At 74.1% G+C, this 15,987-nt stretch carries 16 protein-coding genes; 11 read left to right on the top strand and 5 right to left on the bottom strand.

Annotation, left to right across the window (positions count from 1 at the left end):
- The first annotated feature begins 206 nt into the window (after nt 1–206).
- Together D5H75_RS06605 and D5H75_RS06600 are read left to right on the top strand one after the other, a co-directional pair.
- A complete protein-coding gene (locus D5H75_RS06605) occupies nt 207–689 on the top strand; it encodes a glutathione peroxidase (RefSeq protein ID WP_119925447.1) in 483 nt (160 codons plus the stop codon).
- On the top strand, nt 690–2,117 hold the full coding sequence (locus D5H75_RS06600; RefSeq protein WP_119925446.1) for a metallophosphoesterase: 1,428 nt from the start codon (nt 690–692) through the stop codon (nt 2,115–2,117). It abuts the gene before it with no gap.
- A gap of 27 nt (nt 2,118–2,144) precedes the next feature.
- Here D5H75_RS06600 and D5H75_RS06595 read toward each other — a convergent pair whose 3' ends face one another.
- Nucleotides 2,145–3,137 (bottom strand): LacI family DNA-binding transcriptional regulator, encoded by a 993-nt coding sequence (locus D5H75_RS06595; protein ID WP_119925445.1) that lies wholly within the window; start codon nt 3,135–3,137, stop codon nt 2,145–2,147.
- A gap of 155 nt (nt 3,138–3,292) precedes the next feature.
- Here D5H75_RS06595 and D5H75_RS06590 point away from each other — a divergent pair, with 155 nt between their 5' ends.
- Nucleotides 3,293–4,504 carry an ABC transporter ATP-binding protein gene (locus D5H75_RS06590; protein ID WP_119925444.1) on the top strand — a complete coding sequence of 404 codons (1,212 nt, stop codon included), beginning with the start codon at nt 3,293–3,295 and terminating at the stop codon, nt 4,502–4,504.
- A 94-nt stretch (nt 4,505–4,598) separates the two neighbouring features.
- Here D5H75_RS06590 and D5H75_RS06585 read toward each other — a convergent pair whose 3' ends face one another.
- A complete protein-coding gene (locus D5H75_RS06585; protein ID WP_119925443.1) occupies nt 4,599–5,357 on the bottom strand; it encodes an SDR family NAD(P)-dependent oxidoreductase in 759 nt (252 codons plus the stop codon).
- Between the two features lie 204 nt (nt 5,358–5,561).
- Here D5H75_RS06585 and D5H75_RS06580 point away from each other — a divergent pair, with 204 nt between their 5' ends.
- Nucleotides 5,562–6,752 carry a PQQ-dependent sugar dehydrogenase gene (locus D5H75_RS06580; protein WP_119925442.1) on the top strand — a complete coding sequence of 397 codons (1,191 nt, stop codon included), beginning with the start codon at nt 5,562–5,564 and terminating at the stop codon, nt 6,750–6,752.
- 560 nt (nt 6,753–7,312) lie between these two features.
- On the opposite strand, the gene D5H75_RS06575 is transcribed toward D5H75_RS06580, so the two are convergent.
- Nucleotides 7,313–7,753 (bottom strand): ATP-binding protein, encoded by a 441-nt coding sequence (locus D5H75_RS06575; protein WP_202637893.1) that lies wholly within the window; start codon nt 7,751–7,753, stop codon nt 7,313–7,315.
- A 191-nt stretch (nt 7,754–7,944) separates the two neighbouring features.
- Between D5H75_RS06575 and D5H75_RS06570 the strand changes: the two genes are divergently transcribed.
- Entirely contained in the window at nt 7,945–8,805 is an 861-nt protein-coding gene (locus D5H75_RS06570; RefSeq protein WP_119925440.1) for a helix-turn-helix domain-containing protein, read from the top strand.
- Between the two features lie 28 nt (nt 8,806–8,833).
- Nucleotides 8,834–9,103 (top strand): DUF397 domain-containing protein, encoded by a 270-nt coding sequence (locus D5H75_RS06565; RefSeq protein WP_119925439.1) that lies wholly within the window; start codon nt 8,834–8,836, stop codon nt 9,101–9,103.
- A gap of 123 nt (nt 9,104–9,226) precedes the next feature.
- Here D5H75_RS06565 and D5H75_RS06560 read toward each other — a convergent pair whose 3' ends face one another.
- On the bottom strand, nt 9,227–10,228 hold the full coding sequence (locus D5H75_RS06560) for a hypothetical protein (RefSeq protein ID WP_202637892.1): 1,002 nt from the start codon (nt 10,226–10,228) through the stop codon (nt 9,227–9,229).
- Nucleotides 10,229–10,344: 116 nt separating this feature from the next.
- Between D5H75_RS06560 and D5H75_RS06555 the strand changes: the two genes are divergently transcribed.
- Both D5H75_RS06555 and D5H75_RS06550 read left to right on the top strand, forming a co-directional pair.
- Nucleotides 10,345–10,941 carry a TetR/AcrR family transcriptional regulator gene (locus D5H75_RS06555; RefSeq protein WP_147425076.1) on the top strand — a complete coding sequence of 199 codons (597 nt, stop codon included), beginning with the start codon at nt 10,345–10,347 and terminating at the stop codon, nt 10,939–10,941.
- Nucleotides 10,938–11,750 (top strand): ABC transporter permease, encoded by an 813-nt coding sequence (locus D5H75_RS06550; RefSeq protein WP_119925437.1) that lies wholly within the window; start codon nt 10,938–10,940, stop codon nt 11,748–11,750. Before D5H75_RS06555 ends, D5H75_RS06550 begins: the two co-directional genes overlap by 4 nt.
- Here D5H75_RS06550 and D5H75_RS06545 read toward each other — a convergent pair.
- A complete protein-coding gene (locus D5H75_RS06545; RefSeq protein ID WP_119925436.1) occupies nt 11,659–11,937 on the bottom strand; it encodes a hypothetical protein in 279 nt (92 codons plus the stop codon). The genes D5H75_RS06550 and D5H75_RS06545 overlap by 92 nt on opposite strands.
- Before the next feature lie 287 nt (nt 11,938–12,224).
- On the opposite strand from D5H75_RS06545, the gene D5H75_RS06540 reads away from it, so the two are divergent.
- The 3 genes from D5H75_RS06540 to D5H75_RS06530 all read left to right on the top strand — a co-directional run bounded on the left by D5H75_RS06540 (nt 12,225) and on the right by D5H75_RS06530 (nt 15,931).
- Entirely contained in the window at nt 12,225–12,686 is a 462-nt protein-coding gene (locus D5H75_RS06540) for a MarR family winged helix-turn-helix transcriptional regulator (RefSeq protein ID WP_119925435.1), read from the top strand.
- An 85-nt stretch (nt 12,687–12,771) separates the two neighbouring features.
- Nucleotides 12,772–13,464, top strand: a complete 693-nt coding sequence (locus tag D5H75_RS06535) for a hypothetical protein (protein WP_202637891.1) — start codon at nt 12,772–12,774, stop codon at nt 13,462–13,464.
- A 10-nt stretch (nt 13,465–13,474) separates the two neighbouring features.
- The gene (locus D5H75_RS06530; RefSeq protein ID WP_119925434.1) at nt 13,475–15,931 is read left to right on the top strand and encodes an AAA family ATPase; all 2,457 of its coding nucleotides are present in this window, start codon (nt 13,475–13,477) and stop codon (nt 15,929–15,931) included.
- Nucleotides 15,932–15,987 lie beyond the last annotated feature (56 nt).

The raw sequence follows: 15,987 nt of genomic DNA, 5'->3' as shown, positions 1-15,987 counted from the left end.
CGTTCATCCTTCCGTCGGGGACCTTTCCTATGACGTGTTGTGATCGCGGCCGCTCTCGTCCAGTCCTCCCGGATCGGGGTTTTTACGGGTCCTTGGCGGGGTGGAGGCGAACCCCTTGCCGTGCGCCCGCCCGCCGTACCCGGCTGCACGGAATCTCCACATCGCCGCCGGGGATTCCGAACGGCCGGTGAGTAGGCTGGGCAATCATGAACATCCAGTCGATTCCCCTGCGCACGCTGTCCGGAGAGGCGACCACGCTGGGCGAGCTGGCCGCCGGGAACGCCGTGCTCGTGGTCAACGTCGCCTCCCGCTGCGGCCTCACCCCGCAGTACTCCGGCCTCGTCGCGCTGAACCGGCGGTACCCCGGCCTGACCGTGGTCGGCGTGCCGTGCAACCAGTTCATGGGCCAGGAGCCCGGCAGCGCCGGCGAGATCCAGGAGTTCTGCTCCACGACCTACGGCGTGGACTTCCCCCTCCTGGAGAAGACCGACGTCAACGGCGACTCCCGGCACCCCCTCTACGCCGAGCTCACCCGCACCCCGGACGCGGACGGTGAGGCCGGCGACGTCCAGTGGAACTTCGAGAAGTTCCTCCTCGACCCCGAGGGGAACGTCGTCGCGCGGTTCCGCCCGCGGACCGAGCCCGAGTCCCCCGAGGTCGTGGCCGCCGTCGAGAAACACCTGCCCTGAATGGCGTTCCTCGGACTGCTCGCCGTCTTCGCGGCCGTCCTGGGGATGCCGGTGTTCCTGTGGTGGCGGCTGGTGCGCGGCACGACGCGCCCCGGCCGCCAGCGCCGGACCCTGGTGGTCCTGGGCCTGATCGCGGCCGCCGCCCTGATCGCCCTCACGGCCCACGCCCGCTCCCTCCCGCCGCTGGAGGCGCGCGCGATCGTCTGGCCCGTCTCGCTGGCGCAGGGCTTCCTCATCTTCTTCGCCTGCTGGCTCCTGCTGCTGGAGCCCGCCCGCCTGCTCGCCGCGCTGATCCTGCGCCGCCGCGCCCGGTCCCGCACGGCCGCGCGCGCCGCCTCCGGCCCGGGTACGGCGGTGCGCCCCGCCGTACCCGGCCCGGGTACGGCCGCGCGCCGGGGCACGGCCGGGCGCGGCGAGCCCGGGGAGGGCGAGGCCGCGACGGTCGGGGCGGCCCGTGGCGCGGCCGGGGCGCGGCGGGAGGCCGGGGGCCAGGTGTGGTCGGCGATGTCGGCGCCGCTGGGGGAGCTCCCGGCCGGGGCGGCGGACGAGCCCCCTCCGCCGGCCGCGGGGAGCGCCGTGCCGGGGCCGGAACTGGACCGCCGGCTGTTCCTGGGCCGGTCGGCCGTGCTGGTCGCCGGGATGGCCGCCGCCGCGACGACGGCGCAGGGCGTGCGGTCCGCGACCGGGGCGCCGAGGATCCGCTCCGTGCCGATCACGCTGGCCCGGCTGCCCGGCGCGTTCGAGGGGTTCCGGGTCGCGGCGGTCAGCGACATCCACGTTGGAGCGTTCCTGGGGCGGCGGCACACCGAGCGGATCGTGCGCCGGATCAACGCCCTCCGCCCCGACATGATCGCGATCGTGGGGGACCTGGCCACCGGGACCCCGGGCGAGCTGGGCCCCGACGCCGCCCCGCTGCGCGACCTCGAGGCCCCGCACGGCGTGTTCTACGTGCTCGGCAACCACGAGACGTACTTCGGCCCCGAGGAGTGGGCCCAGGAGGTCGCCTCCCTGGGCGTACGGCCCCTCCGCAACGAGCGCGTCGTGCTGGAGCGGGCCGGCGCGGCGATCGACCTGGCGGGCGTGGACGACGTGTCCGGGCGCGAGATGGGCGTCCCCGGCGCCGACCTCGGCCGGGCCCTGGGCGGCCGCGACCCCGGCCGCCCGGTCATCCTCCTGTCGCACCAGCCCGTCCTGGCCCGGGAGGCCGCCGCCCACGGCGTGGACCTCCAGCTCTCCGGCCACACGCACGGGGGGCAGATCCTCCCCTTCGGCTACCTGGAGGCCCTCCAGCAGCCGGTACTCAGCGGCCTGGCCGAGGTCGGCGGCACCCAGGTCTTCGTCACCAACGGCGCGGGCTTCTCCGACCTGCCCCTCCGCCTGGGCGCCCCGCCGGAGATCGCCCTCCTGGAACTCCGCCCCCGGCCATAGCGAGGCACGGGCCCGGGATGAGGAGGGTCAGCGGGGGGTCCGGGGGGCGCAGCTGTTGCGGACGATGAGCTCGGTCGGCAGGAGCGTGCGGTCGGGGCCCGGCCGGTCGCGGAGAGCGAGCTCGGCGGCGCGGTAGCCGAGGTCGTGGGCGGGCTGGGCGACGACGGTGAGGGGCGGGCCGCAGAGCTCGGCCCAGGGGACGTCGTCGAACATGATCACCGAGACGTCCCTGGGGATGCGCAGGTCCAGCTCGCGGGCGGCGAGCACGGCCGCCTCGCCCAGCGTGTTGTCGGCCGCGAGGACGGCCGTCACGTCGGGGCGGCGCTGGAAGAGGCTGGCCGCCGCGGCGTACGCCGAGTCGCGGGTGGCGCGGGCGGCGACGATGAGCTCCTCGTCGGCCGGCATGCGGATCGCGGCCAGGGCGTCGCGGAACAGCCGCTCCCGCGCCGTCGCCGGGCCGCCCAGGAAGCCGATCGAGCGGTGGCCGAGGCCGCCGAGGTAGTCCACGGCGGCCTGCACCCCGGCGCGGTCGTCGGTGAGCACGGAGGGCGCGCTCCCGGGGCCGGGCCGCCCGGCGAACACCACGCGCAGCCCGGCGCGCAGGGCCGGCTCCCAGTTCTCGCCGAGGCCGTCGCCGGACGGCACCGCGACGACCCGCTCGACCCCCTGCTCGACCAGGCTCCCGAGCAGGCTCGCCTCGCGCTCCGGGTCGTCCCCGGTCGCGCCCACCACCACGTGCTCGCCCATCGACCGGGCGCACGCGAGCACGCCGTCGGCGAGCTGGCCGTAGAAGGTGTTCGCCAGGCCGGGCACGAGCAGCCCGAGGCCGCCGCTGCGCCCCAGCTTGAGGCTGCGGCCCAGCGCGCTCGGCCGGTAGTCCAGCCGGGCCGCGGCGGCCAGCACCCGCTCACGCGTCTCGGGGCTGGCCGAGCCGGTGCCGGACAGCACCCGGGAGACCGTCGCCACACCGACCCCGGCCGCGGCGGCGACGTCCTTGATCGTGGCCCTTCTCGGCGGCATGGCCTCGGCCCCCTTCTGGATGTGGAAACGATTCCATCATGGGAGGTGCGGGATTGTCGATATGCGGGCTTCTGGTGCTGCGCTCTTGACACGGATGTCCGGTTCTGGTGAGCTGCGGTGAAAACGTATCCAACCTGCTCCCCGAAGGATCGTTCATGGCTGGCATCAAGCTTGAGAACGTTGACAAGATCTACGCCGGTGGCACGAAGGCGGTCAACGGGCTCAACCTCGACATCCGCGACGGCGAGTTCATGGTGCTCGTCGGCCCGTCGGGCTGTGGCAAGTCCACCGCGCTGCGGATGATCGCGGGTCTTGAGGACATCAGCGGCGGCACGATCTCCATCGGCGACCGCGTGGTCAACGACCTGCCGCCGAAGGACCGCGACATCGCGATGGTGTTCCAGAACTACGCCCTCTACCCGCACATGACGGTGGAGGAGAACCTCGCGTTCGGCCTCAAGCTGCGCAAGATGCCCAAGGCCGAGATCCAGAAGCGCGTCCTCGAGGCCGCCCGCATGCTGGGCCTGGAGCAGTACCTCAAGCGCAAGCCGGCCGCCCTGTCCGGTGGTCAGCGCCAGCGTGTCGCCATGGGCCGCGCCATCGTCCGCGAGCCCCAGGCGTTCCTCATGGACGAGCCGCTGTCCAACCTGGACGCCAAGCTCCGCGTCTCCATGCGCGCCTCCCTCAACCAGCTCCACGAGCGCCTGGGCGTCACCACGGTCTACGTCACCCACGACCAGATCGAGGCCATGACCCTCGGCGACCGCGTCTGCGTCCTGCGCGACGGCCTCCTCCAGCAGGTGGACACCCCGCAGAACCTGTTCGACAGCCCGGTCAACCTCTTCGTCGCCGGCTTCATGGGCTCCCCGGCCATGAACTTCGCCAACGCCGAGCTGGTCCGCGGCGACGGCGGCGCCTCGGTCGCCTTCGCGGGCTACAAGCTGCCCGTCCCGGAGAAGATCTTCGCCGACAAGCCGGGCCTGGACGGCTACTTCGGCAAGCCGCTCATCCTGGGCGTCCGCCCGTCCGACTTCGACGAGGCCTCCAACGGCAACGGCGACTGGGCCCGCATGAGCGTCAAGGCCGAGGTCACCGAGGAGCTGGGCAGCGAGATCAACGTCATCTTCATGATCGACTCGCCGCCGGTCGAGCACAAGGACACCGCCGCCCTGGCGCAGGACGCCGGCGAGGAGGAGGACGTCACCGCCCTGCCGCTGGCCGGCGACAAGTCCATGTGGACCGCCCGCGTCAACGCCCGCAGCCACGTCCGCCCCGGCGACAGCGTCGAGCTCGCCGTGGACACCAACAACCTGCACTTCTTCGACAAGGAGTCGGGCCTGGCCATCGGCCACCCGGCCAACCGCTGACCCGCCACCCGCACCGGCCCCCGCCCGCCCGGGCGGGGGCCGTCCCTCTTCCCGTACGGCCGCGCGCCCGCCGTGCCGCGGCGCGGCCGTCAGGTCACTTGTCGAAGCGGCGGCCGGCGCGGGAGGAGAGGCGGCCGGCGAGGTTGCGGGGGATGAGCCTGCCCGCGCCCACCAGCACCTTGTAGCGGGTGCCGGGGACGCTCACGCGCAGGCCCCGGGCGAGGTCGCGCAGGCTCTCGTTGACCACGCGGTCGGCGGAGAGCCACAGGAAGCCGGGGATGTTCGAGGTGTTCATGCCGGCCCGCCGGTGGAACTCGGTGTGGGTGAAGCCGGGGCACAGCGCCATGACGCGCACGCCCTCGGCGTTCACGTCCTGGGCGACCGACTCGCTGAAGTTGACCACCCACGCCTTGGTGGCGCTGTAGGTGCCGCGCGGGAAGAACGCCGCCACCGACGCCACGTTGATGATCGCCCCCCGGCCGTGCTCGACCATCGGCGGCAGCGCGGCCCGCGTGATCCGCAGCACCGCCTCGACGTGCACCTTGAGCATCGCCAGCTCGTCGGCCACGGGGACCTGGAGGAACGCGCCCGGGTGGCCGAACCCGGCGTTGTTCACCACGAGGTCCACCCCCGCGCCGGCCCGCGCCTCGACCGCCGAGATGCCCTCGTCCGTCGCCAGGTCGGCGGGCAGCACCTCGACGCTCACCCGCTTGGACCGCAGCCGCCCGGCGGCCTCGGCCAGCCGTTTCTCGTCCCGGGCCACCAGGACGAGGTCGAATCCGTCCGCGGCCAGGCGTCGGGCGTAGGCCGCCCCGATCCCCGCGGTTGCTCCGGTGATGAGTGCGCTCGGCATGCCCCGAACCCTAACGGGTGCGTTCGCCGGTGATCCTCCCGAACCCCCGCGCGCGAACGCCCGTGGCACCGGGCGGGACACGGCGGCGCGCGGGCGGGGCCGCGCCGGAGGCGGGAGCCGTACGCCGGCGGGAAAGGGGACGTGATCGGAATCGGTGGGCCGAGTGGGGCGCGCGGAAAGGGCGGAGGTGTCAGGATTGACCGTGTGGAGCGATCACTGAAGCCCCTGCTGGGTGTCGTGGTGCTGGTGCTCGCGCTGGGAGCCTGCTCCCGGCAGGACCCCGGGACGGGCACGGGGGACCCGCCGCCCGCCACCGGGGGCGCCCCGGCCACCGGGGAGAACCCCGCGCCGCGGCCCGGGCGCGTCGAGCTCCGGCAGATCGCCGAGGTGCAGAACCCCACCTCGCTGACGGTCCGCAAGGACGACCCCGCGCTGTACGTCACCGAGCAGACCGGCCGGGTGCGGGTGATCCGCGACGGGAAGGTCGCGGACGAGCCCCTGGTGGACCTGAGCGGCGACGTCAGCACCGGCTCCGAGCAGGGGCTGCTGGGCATCGCGTTCTCCCCGGACGGCCGCTACCTGTACCTGAACTTCACCGACCAGGGCGGCCACACGCACATCCGCGAGTACGCCATGTCCGAGGACGGCCGCGCGGGGACCTGGCGCGAGGTGCTCACCCAGCGCCAGCCGTTCGAGAACCACAACGGCGGGCAGCTCGCCTTCGGCCCCGACGGGCACCTCTACATCGGGCTCGGCGACGGCGGCTCGGGCGGCGACCCGCAGGGCAACGGGCAGAAGCTCGGCACCTGGCTGGGCAAGATCCTGCGCATCTCGCCGCGCCCCGACGGCTCGAAGCCGTACGGCGTGCCGCGCGACAACCCCTTCGTCGGCCGCGCCGGGGCCAGGCCCGAGATCTGGGCGTACGGCCTGCGCAACCCGTGGCGGTTCACCTTCGACTCCCAGACCGGCGACCTGTGGATCGGCGACGTCGGGCAGAACGCGTGGGAGGAGGTCAACCGGCAGCCGGGCAGGTCGCAGGGCGGGCAGAACTACGGCTGGAACCTGCGCGAGGGCCGGCACCCCTTCAACGGGGGAGAGAAGCCGGAGGGCGCGGTGGACCCCGTGATCGAGTACCCCCTGCGCGAGGACGGCGCCTGCTCGGTGATCGCCGGGCCGGTGTACCGGGGGCCGAGCGTGCCCGGGCTGGACGGGCACTTCCTCTACGGCGACTTCTGCGCGGGCTGGATCAAGGCCGCCCCGGTCACGGCGGACGGCGTGGGGCCGTCGCGGGAGATCGGGAAGGTCGAGGAGCTGTCCTCGTTCGGCACCGACGCGGAGGGCAACGTCTACGTGCTCAGCCTGGGCGGCCCCGTCTACCGGCTGGAGGCCCGCTGAGGCGCTGACCCGCTGAGGCCCGCTGACCCGCCGAGGACCGTCGCGGCGCGCTGACGCCCGCTGACCCGCCGGGGCCCGCTGACCCGCCGAGGACCGTCGCGGCGCGCTGACGCCCGCTGACCCGCCGGGGCCCGTCGCGGCCCGCCGACGCCAGCGGGCCCGCCGCTGCCGGGCGGCGACGCCGCGGGGGCGGGGACACGCGCTCCCGGTCCTCCCCGGGTCCTGACCCGGTGGGTCCCCCGGGGCTGCCGGGTTTCATCGCCGGGGTAATCCCTTCCACCCGCGGTGAACCCCCTTCTCGCGTGCGCGCGGGCCCGCGCAATGGCGGCCGGACGTCGGCGGTAAGATGCCGCCCGGCCGTTCGGGCCCCGTTTTCCCGCGCTCCCCGAAACAATTCCGGGCGACCCCCGAATCCACGCCCCCCGCGCACGCCCCGTATTCACGTATTAGGCGCCGTCACGGTGACGGTTAATCCGTCCCGGGCGGCGCCTAATGCGATGCGGTGGAAAAGGAATTAACCCGGCCAGAAGATCACCGGGCGCGGTGGCCCGCGGGCCGCGTCAGTATTTGAGCGTGAACCAGGTCGTGGTGCGGCCCTTCTCGCGGAGCACGCCCCACGTGGTGGCCAGGGCGTCCACGAGCAGCATCCCGCGGCCGTTGTCGGCGGAGTAGTGGTCGGCCGACATGCACGGCACGCTGTCGGGGGAGCCGTCGTCCTCCACCTCGACGCGCACGACCCCGTCGGCGTTCGTCACCTCGACGCGCACGAGCCCGTCGCCGGCGGAGTCCGAGTGCTGCACGGAGTTGGTGACGAGCTCGCTGACCAGCAGCTCCACGTCGCGCACCGCCGGGTGCCCCTGGCCCAGGACGCGCCGCACGTGCCGCCGCGCGGTGCGCACCTCGCCGGGGAGCGCCACGACGAGCACGACGGGCGACGGCGGCCCCCCCGCGGGCTGCCTGTGCTGGTCGTCCTGTGGGCCTTCACCCCGGGACTGTGTCATGGTGGCGCCACGCTCCCCGCGTTCGTCTCCCGTCCCCCGTCCGCGACGGCGCCCGCGCATGCGTGCGACCGTACGAAAGGGAACACGGGCCGTCAGCAACTCGCTACGCTGTGAGTGTGACTCGCACGGATGCCCGCTGCAAGCGGTTCAGAGTGAACTAGCGCAGATCGTTCGCAGACCAGGGAGGCGTGGTGAGTGCTCGCACCAGCCCGACCGCGCGCCGCCGCCGCCTGGCCGCCGAGCTCCGGCGGTTGCGCAAGGGCGCTGGATACACCCGGGAACAGGTGGCGCGCCACGTGGGCTGCGCCCCCGTCACCATCAGCCGCATCGAGAGCGCGCAGAGCGGGGCCCGCCCCGGCGAGGTCGCGCTGATGCTGGACCTGTACGGCGTGCCCGCCGACCAGCGCGAGGCGCTGCTGTCGATGGCGCGCGACGCCCGCAAGCGCGGCTGGTGGCACCAGTACGGCCGCGCGGTGCCCGACTGGTTCCAGGTCTACGTGGGCCTGGAGGCGGAGGCCTGGGCCATCTCGTCGTACGAACCCGAGGTGGTGCCGGGCCTGCTCCAGACTGAGGACTACGCCCGCGCGCTCATGCGGGCCGACCCGGCCGGCGCGACCGAGGGGGAGATCGAGCGGCGGGTCGCGGTGCGCCTCGGCCGCCAGGCCCTGCTCGACCGCGAGGACGCCCTGCGCCTGCGCGTCGTGCTCGGCGAGGCCGCGCTGCGCCGCCCCGCCGGGGGCCCGGCCACGATGCGCGAACAACTGCGGCGGCTCATCGATCTGTCGTATCGCGAAAACGTGTCGCTTTCGGTGCTGCCCTTCGCGGCGGGCGCGCCGTCCGCGGTTCACGGGGGATTTCACATATTGCTGTTCCCCGACGCGGCCGATCCGGACATTGTCTACGTAGAGTACCGAACAGGAAGTCTTTATTTAGAGAAGCAGAGCGACCTCGACACCTATACGCTGATGTTCGACCATCTCGGCTCGCGCGCGTTAACGCCGGATGAGTCACGCTCCTTCATTACGGACGTGCTGAAGGAGTTGTCAGAATAGGCCCACGAGAAGAAAAGCGGGGTGTCCAATGTCGGAAGTGTCCCGCGTCGTATGGCGCAAAGGTCGCAGGAGTGGGGGCAACGGTGGGAACTGCGTCGAGGTGACGGCGGTGGACGGGGAGTCCGTGGCCGCCGGCCTCAAGGCGGGCCACGAGACCCTCTATCTCATGCGTGACTCGAAGAACCCCGACAGTCCCGTACTGACCTTCACTCCCGCGGAGTGGGAGGCCTTCGTCCTCGGCGTCAAGGACGGCGAGTTCGACGATCTGGCCGAGCAGGCCGGAGTCCTCCCGGCCTGAGCCGCGAACCCCCGGCGGCCCCGCACCACGTGGTGCGGGGCCTTCTTGCGTCCGCCGTACGGCGGGCCGCGCCGGTCCGGCCCCGCCGTACGGCCCGTCAGGTCCGCCCGTCGGGACGGGACGTCAGGGGCGACCGGCCGGGGCGGGGCCGCCGCGGTCCGGGCCGGGGACCAGCAGGAGCAGCGCGCCCGCCGCGACCCAGGCGGCCAGCACCGCGAGAGACCCCGCGACGCCCGCCCCGTCGAAGTACGCGACCCCGCGCAGCAGGTCCGTCCCCGCGCCCGGCGGGAGGAACGGCCCGAGGGCCCGCCACGGCTCGGGCAGCGTCTCGGGGGCGGCCTGGGCCCCGGACCCCGGGTTGCCGACGAGGACGAGCGTCAGGGCCACCAGCCCCAGGCCGGGCAGGCCCAGCCACCGCGCCAGCCCCGCCCCCGTCAGCCCGACCGCCCCCACGACCAGGGCGAGGGCCGCCGCGTTCGTCATCGCGTCCCCGGCGAGCGCGTCCAGCCACCCCTGCATGACCGCGACCACGCCGAGCCCGGCGAGCGCCGCGAGCACCGAGATCCACACCGCGCGCATCGCCCGCCCGCGCTCCAGCCGGCCCAGCGCCGCCGCGGACCCCACGCCCAGCAGCACCAGCGGCAGCATCGCCGCCGCGAGACCGGCGCCGCGAGGGTCGCCCGGCGCGCCGGGGACCACGTCCTCCACCGGCATCGGCGCGCCGCCCTGCCGCGCGGCGGCCGCCTGGAGCGCCTGCGCGACCGCCGGGCTCGCGGCGCTCGCGACCAGCAGCCGGGGGCCGCCGGGCCCGGCGGCGATCGCGCCGTACACCTCCCGGTCCAGGACGGCGGCCCGCGCGGCCGCGGCGTCGGGGTAGGGGCGGACCTCGAAGGCGCCGCCCTGGCCGAGGCGCTGGGCGATCGGGGCGGTGGCGGCCGCCGGCCCGGCCAGCCCTATCGGCAGGTCCCGCGGCTCGGACTTCAGCGGCGGGTAGGCGAAGCAGAGCACGGCGACCAGCCCGGCCGCCACGATCCCGAGGACGGCGAGCGGGGCGCGGAGGGCGTCACGCGGCGGGGCCGCGCCGGACGCGGTACGGCTCTCGCCCCGCGTCGCGTCGATTGCCATGGGAGGTCTCCTCAAGCGAAAAGGAATGTTCGTTCTTCTTCTCGCCCGAAGAATCTCATCATGCGTTGAAATAAGCAAGGCGAACGTTCGTTCTGTTAGGGTGTGGCGTGCCCCGCGTGAGCCAGGACCACCTCGACGCCCGCCGCCGCCAGATCATCACGGCGGCCCAGCGCTGCTTCGCCGCCCAGGGCTTCCACGCCACCTCCATGCAGGACGTCTTCCGCGAGTCGGGGCTGTCGGCCGGGGCCGTCTACCGCTACTTCCCGAGCAAGACCGCGCTCGTCCGGACGATCGCCGGCGAGGTGCTCGACGAGCTCACGGCCGAGCTGGACCGGGCCGCCGCGGACCGGGGCGACCGGCGCGCGGCCGAGGTGCTGGGCGAGGCCGTGCGCCGCAGGTTCGCCGGCGGCGACCTGGGCGGGCTGCGCCCGATGATGCTCCAGGTGTGGGCCGAGGCCGTCCGCGACCAGGACCTGCGCGAGTTCGCCCGCGAGGCGTACGCCAGGATCGCCGCCGCCCTGGCCGGGCTGATCGCCCACGACGTCGCCGCCGGGACGCTGCCCGAGGGCGTCGACTGCGAGGCGGCCGCCGAGACCCTGCTCGCCGTGGTCCAGGGGTTCGTCGTGCAGGGGAGCATCGTGGGCGAGGCGCGGCTGACGGCGCTCCCCGCCGCGATCGAGACCGTCATCGCGGGCGTCACGGCCCGCTCGTGAACCTCCCGCTCACCCCCGCGCTCGGCGCGATCATGGTCGTGCTGGCCCTCGCCGGGGCCGCCGTCGCCTGGACCGGGCGGCTCGGCTTCGGCCGCGACGTGCTGGTGGCCTGCGCCCGCGCCGCCGTGCAGCTCGCGGCCGTCTCGCTGGTCATCGTCTGGGTCGTCCGCTCCTGGTCCTGGGTCGCGCTGTTCCTGCTGGTGATGTACGGCGTGGCGGCCGGCACCGCGGGGCGGCGCGTGACGGCCGGCCGCGGCGCGGCGTGGGCGGCGCTGCCGCTCGCCGCGGGGGCCGGGCCGGTGCTGGGACTCCTGGTGGGCACGGGCGTGGTGCCGGCCGGGGGGATCACCGTGATCCCGGTCGCGGGCATCCTGCTCGGCGGCTGCATGACCGCGACGGCGCTGGCCGGGCGGCGGGCCCTGGACGAGCTGGAGCAGCGGCGCGGCGAGGTGGAGGCCGCGCTGTCGATCGGGTTCACCGACCGGGAGGCGGCGCTGGAGATCTGCCGCCCCGCCGCCGCCCGCGCCCTGGTCCCCGCGCTCGACCAGACCCGCACCGTCGGGCTCGTCACGCTGCCCGGCGCGTTCGTCGGCATGCTGCTCGGCGGCGCGGACCCGGTGCAGGCCGGGGCCGTGCAGCTCCTCGTGCTGATCGCGCTGCTCGCCGCCGAGGCCGCCGCCGTGCTGGTGACGATCGAGCTGGCCGCCCGGGGGCGGTTCAGGCGTCCGGGTGCCGGCTCAGATAGTCCAGGTACAGCGGCCGCAGCGCCTCGCCGGCCGCGCCGTCTCCCGCGGCCATGGCGTCGCTGAGCATCGCGGCCAGCCGGGTCACGTCGTTGGCCGCCTCGTCCGGGTGGCCGGTCGCCGCCTGCGCCGGGGGGATCGCCTTCAGCAGCCGCCACAGGAAGGCCACGTCCAGCGACGCCACGGCCCGCCCGACCGCCTTGTCGTGAAGCTGCCGGGTGGTGAGCTGGTCGAGATCCCGATGTGCGCCCATACGCCTGATCTACCCCCGCCCAGCGATCTACACGGCCCCGCTCCCCGCGCGGCTCCCGTCCCCTCCCGCGCGGCCCGCGCCCCCTCCCGTGCGGCCCGCGCCCCCTCCCGTACGGCTGCCGCCCCTCCTGCGGCCGCCGCTGGTACGGCTCGCGCCTCCGGCCGCGGGTTCCGGGCCCGCGGCCGTACGGGGGTGAGCCGGCGCGTGGCAGGGCGCGTGCGTGGGGGAGGCGGCGGTGCCGGACAGGTCGGTGGTTGAAAAATAAACCATCGGCCTAGGATGGGGGCATGGGTGAGACGCGCTGGCTTGACGCGGTGCAGCAGCGGGCCTGGCGGTCCTACATCGACGGCAGCATGCGGCTGGCGGAGATGCTGGAACGGGACCTCAAGGCGCGGCACGGGCTGTCCATGGCCGAGTACGAGATCCTCGTGCGCCTGGCGGAGGCGCCGGGGCGGCGGTTGCGGATGGCGTCCCTGGCGGCCTCGGTCAGCCAGTCGCGCAGCCGCCTGTCCCACACCGTCCGGCGGCTGGAGGCGGCGGGGCTGGTCGCCCGGGAGGCGTGCGGGACCGACCGGCGCGGAGTGGAGTGCGTGCTCACCGAGCGGGGGTTCGGGCTGCTGCGCGAGGCGGCCCCGGGCCACGTGGAGACCGTGCGCGAGCTGTTCGTGGACGTGGTCGCGCCGGAGGACCTGGAGGCGATCGGGCGCGCGTTCCGCGCCGTGGGCGAGCGCATCGACGCGCTCCGATGAGGATTCCCCTGCGTTCGGCTCGGAGCGGGAGAGACAGGTGTAAAGCGGGCACAAAGAACGTGTAACGATTCGGTGGAGGTCGCCCGTGGCGATAACCCTGCCCCGACGCCGCGCGGTCGTCGTGAAGCTCCTCCTGCTCGGCCCGGCCGCCGCGGCGCTGGCCCTGACCGGATGCGGCTCACCCGAGTACACCTACGTCCGCAACGCCGACACCTACTTCAAGGTCCCGGCCTCCTGGCACCAGGTGGACGGGGACCAGCTCGACCTGCTGATGTCGGGCGAGGACCCCGCCTCGGCCTCGGCCGAGGCCCGGAAGCGGCTCGTGTGGGACGTCGCCTTCGACGCGCACCGCGACCCGAGCCCGGCGCACCTGTTCATGGGCCTGGGCGACGAGCCGTTCGTCTACGCGAGCGTGCACAGGCTCACCGAGGAGCAGCGCGACGCGCTGTCGCTGGACGCGATGCGCGACTTCATCCTCCCGGTGACCGAGGGCACGCGCGAGAAGGCGGCCCGGGCCGGGTTCCCGCTGTCCGGCTACGAACCGCTCCGGGACGAGGTGCTCCACCCGGGCGAGGGGCTGCGCGGCGTCCGCGTGGTCTTCAACTACCGCCTCGCCGGCGGGCCCCTGCACACCTTCGATCAGACCGCCTACATGTCGGCCGACCTCTCGCGGGTCCACGTCATGCTGATCCGCTGCTCGGCCGGGTGCTACCGGGCCCGGGCGGACGAGTTCGACGCCATCGCCCGGTCCTTCCGGGTGAAGCAGGCGTCGGGGTGAGGAGTCCCCGATGAACGACCCCCTGGCGCCCGAGGGCCTGCGCCCGCCCGGCGAGGGACCGCGCGACGGCGACCGCCCGACCCGCAAGAGGCTGGCGCTGTGGGACCGGGTCAAGATCCTGCTGGTCCTCGGCGCGGCCTGGGGCGTGCTGGTCTGGAACACCATGGCGTCCTTCGAGGGCGTCATCACCTTCCCCGAGGCCCTGCGCGTCCAGCTCGGCGAGTCGCGCTGGCTGCTCCACCTGATGGGCCTGGAGCTCCTCCGGCAGATCCACTTCCTGGTCAGCGAGCACTGGCCGGGGTACCACCGGTTCTGGACGCACCACGTGTTCGGGCGCTTCGACCGGGTGACCCACCGGCGGCTCAGCGACTGGAACCGGTTCCGGATCAGCCGGGCGATCAAGTGGGCGCTGTTCGTGGCGCTGGTCGCCGTGGTGGTCGGCGAGATCCGCGGCGAGTCGCCGGTGCTGGCGCTGTTCGCGCTCCCGGCGCTGCTGTGGCAGGCGCTGCCGTTCGTGCTCCAGATCGTCTTCCTGTTCTTCGTGATCATCATCCAGTTCGTCGGGCTGTTCTGGTTCCTGTCGCGGGGCGGGGTGGACACCTACTTCCCCGACGACATCAGGACCCGCTTCACCGACGTGTGGGGCCAGGACCACGTGGTCGAGCGGGTCAAGGAGAACATCGTCTTCCTGGAGCGGCCGGGCGAGATCGAGGCCAGGGGCGGCTACGTGCCCGGCGGCCTGCTGCTGTGGGGGCCGCCCGGCACCGGCAAGACGCTCATGGCCGAGGCCGTGGCGGGCGAGACGGGCAAGCCGTACGTCTTCGTGGACCCCGGCGCGTTCATCAACATGTTCATGGGCGTCGGCATCCTGAAGGTCAAGTCGCTGTTCCGCAAGCTGCGCAAGCTCGCCCTGCGGTACGGCGGCGTGATCGTCTTCTTCGACGAGGCCGACTCGCTGGGCCGCCGCGGCGCGCTCGCGCAGCAGCCCCCGGGCGCCGGGGGCGGGATGGCCGCCTTCTCCGCGGCCGGGTGCCACGGCTTCTCGTACCTGTCGGAGGACGCCCGGTGGCTCATGGCGCGCCAGGCGCTGGCGACGGCCGTGCCCGGCGAGGCCGGGGCGCGGCGGAACCGCTTCTTCATGGGCGGCGGCATGAACGGCGGCGGCGACATGGGAACGCTCCAGGCGCTGCTGACCGAGCTGTCGGGCCTGAAGAAGCCGCGCGGGATCATCAACCGGCACGTGCGGCGGATCCTGGGCATGCGCCCCAAGCCGCCGCCCAAGTACCGGATCCTGGTGATGATGGCGACCAACATGCCGCAGGCGCTCGACGAGGCGCTGCTGCGGCCGGGCCGCATCGACCGCATCTACAAGGTCGGCTACCCGTCCAAGGCCGGCCGCGTGCGCACGTACGAGGGCTACTTCGGCAAGGTGCGGCACGAGCTCACGCCGGCGCAGATCGACAAGCTCGCCACGATCACCCCGTACGCCACGGGGGCGACCATCAAGGACCTGGTGAACGAGGCGCTGATCATCGCCATCCGGGACGGCCGCGAGGTGATCGGCTGGGAGGACGTCGTCCGGGCCAAGCACCTCAAGAGCCTGGGCCCGCCCGAGGGCGTGGAGTACGTCGAGCGCGAGCGGCACGCGACGGCGGTGCACGAGGCCTGCCACGCGGTGATGGCGTTCCGGGTGCGCCGGCACCTGGAGATCGACATCGCCACGATCGAGAAGGGCGCCGACTACCTGGGCATGGTGTCGAGCATCCCGGTGGAGGACCAGTTCACCCGGTGGCGGTCGGAGTACGAGGCGGACATCCTGGTGTCGCTGGCCTCGCTCGCGGGGGAGCGGCTGTTCTTCGCCGAGGACAACTCCTCCGGCGTCTCGGGGGACCTGGACTCGGCGACGACCGTGGCCGGGCTCATGGAGTCGCACTGGGGCATGGGCGGCGGGGTGTCCTCGCTGCGCGCGCTCCAGCGGCTCGGGATCGCGGCCGGGGTGCCCGAGCCGCGGCGGCCTGGCGGGATCGGCTTCACCGCGCCGACGCCCCCGGCGCGCCCCGAGACGGCGGCCGGCCACCTCGGCGAGCGCATCGAGTCCAACCTCGGGCGGCTGCTGGAGCGGGCCGAGCAGATCCTGCGGGAGAACCGCCGCGAGGTGCTGGCGCTGGCGCACGCCCTGGAGACCCACAAGACGCTGACCGGCGACGACGTGGCGGCGGTGATCGAGGGACGGCGCGGCCCGCTGGTGGACGGGACGGCGTACTCCTACCCGGCCTTCGCCGCCCTGCTCGAGGCCTACCACCACGCGGCCGTCGCGGTGCACCGGGGCGAGGCGGGCGCCGAGATGATCCTGCCGCCGCTCCCGGGGTCGCGCCCGGTGCTGGAGGCGGTCGCTTCCCCGGACCTGCCCCCGGCCGCCGGGAACGGCGAGGGCGGCGGGGGACCGGGCGAGCCCGGCGGGCGATAGCCGTACGGCTCACGCGGCCCCGATCCCGCTTCCGGGCGCGGGGCCGTGGGGTCCCG

This window comes from Bailinhaonella thermotolerans (genome assembly GCF_003594875.1).
Taxonomy (GTDB): Bacteria; Actinomycetota; Actinomycetes; order Streptosporangiales; family Streptosporangiaceae; genus Bailinhaonella; species Bailinhaonella thermotolerans.
This window is presented reverse-complemented; position numbering and strand designations above follow the sequence as displayed.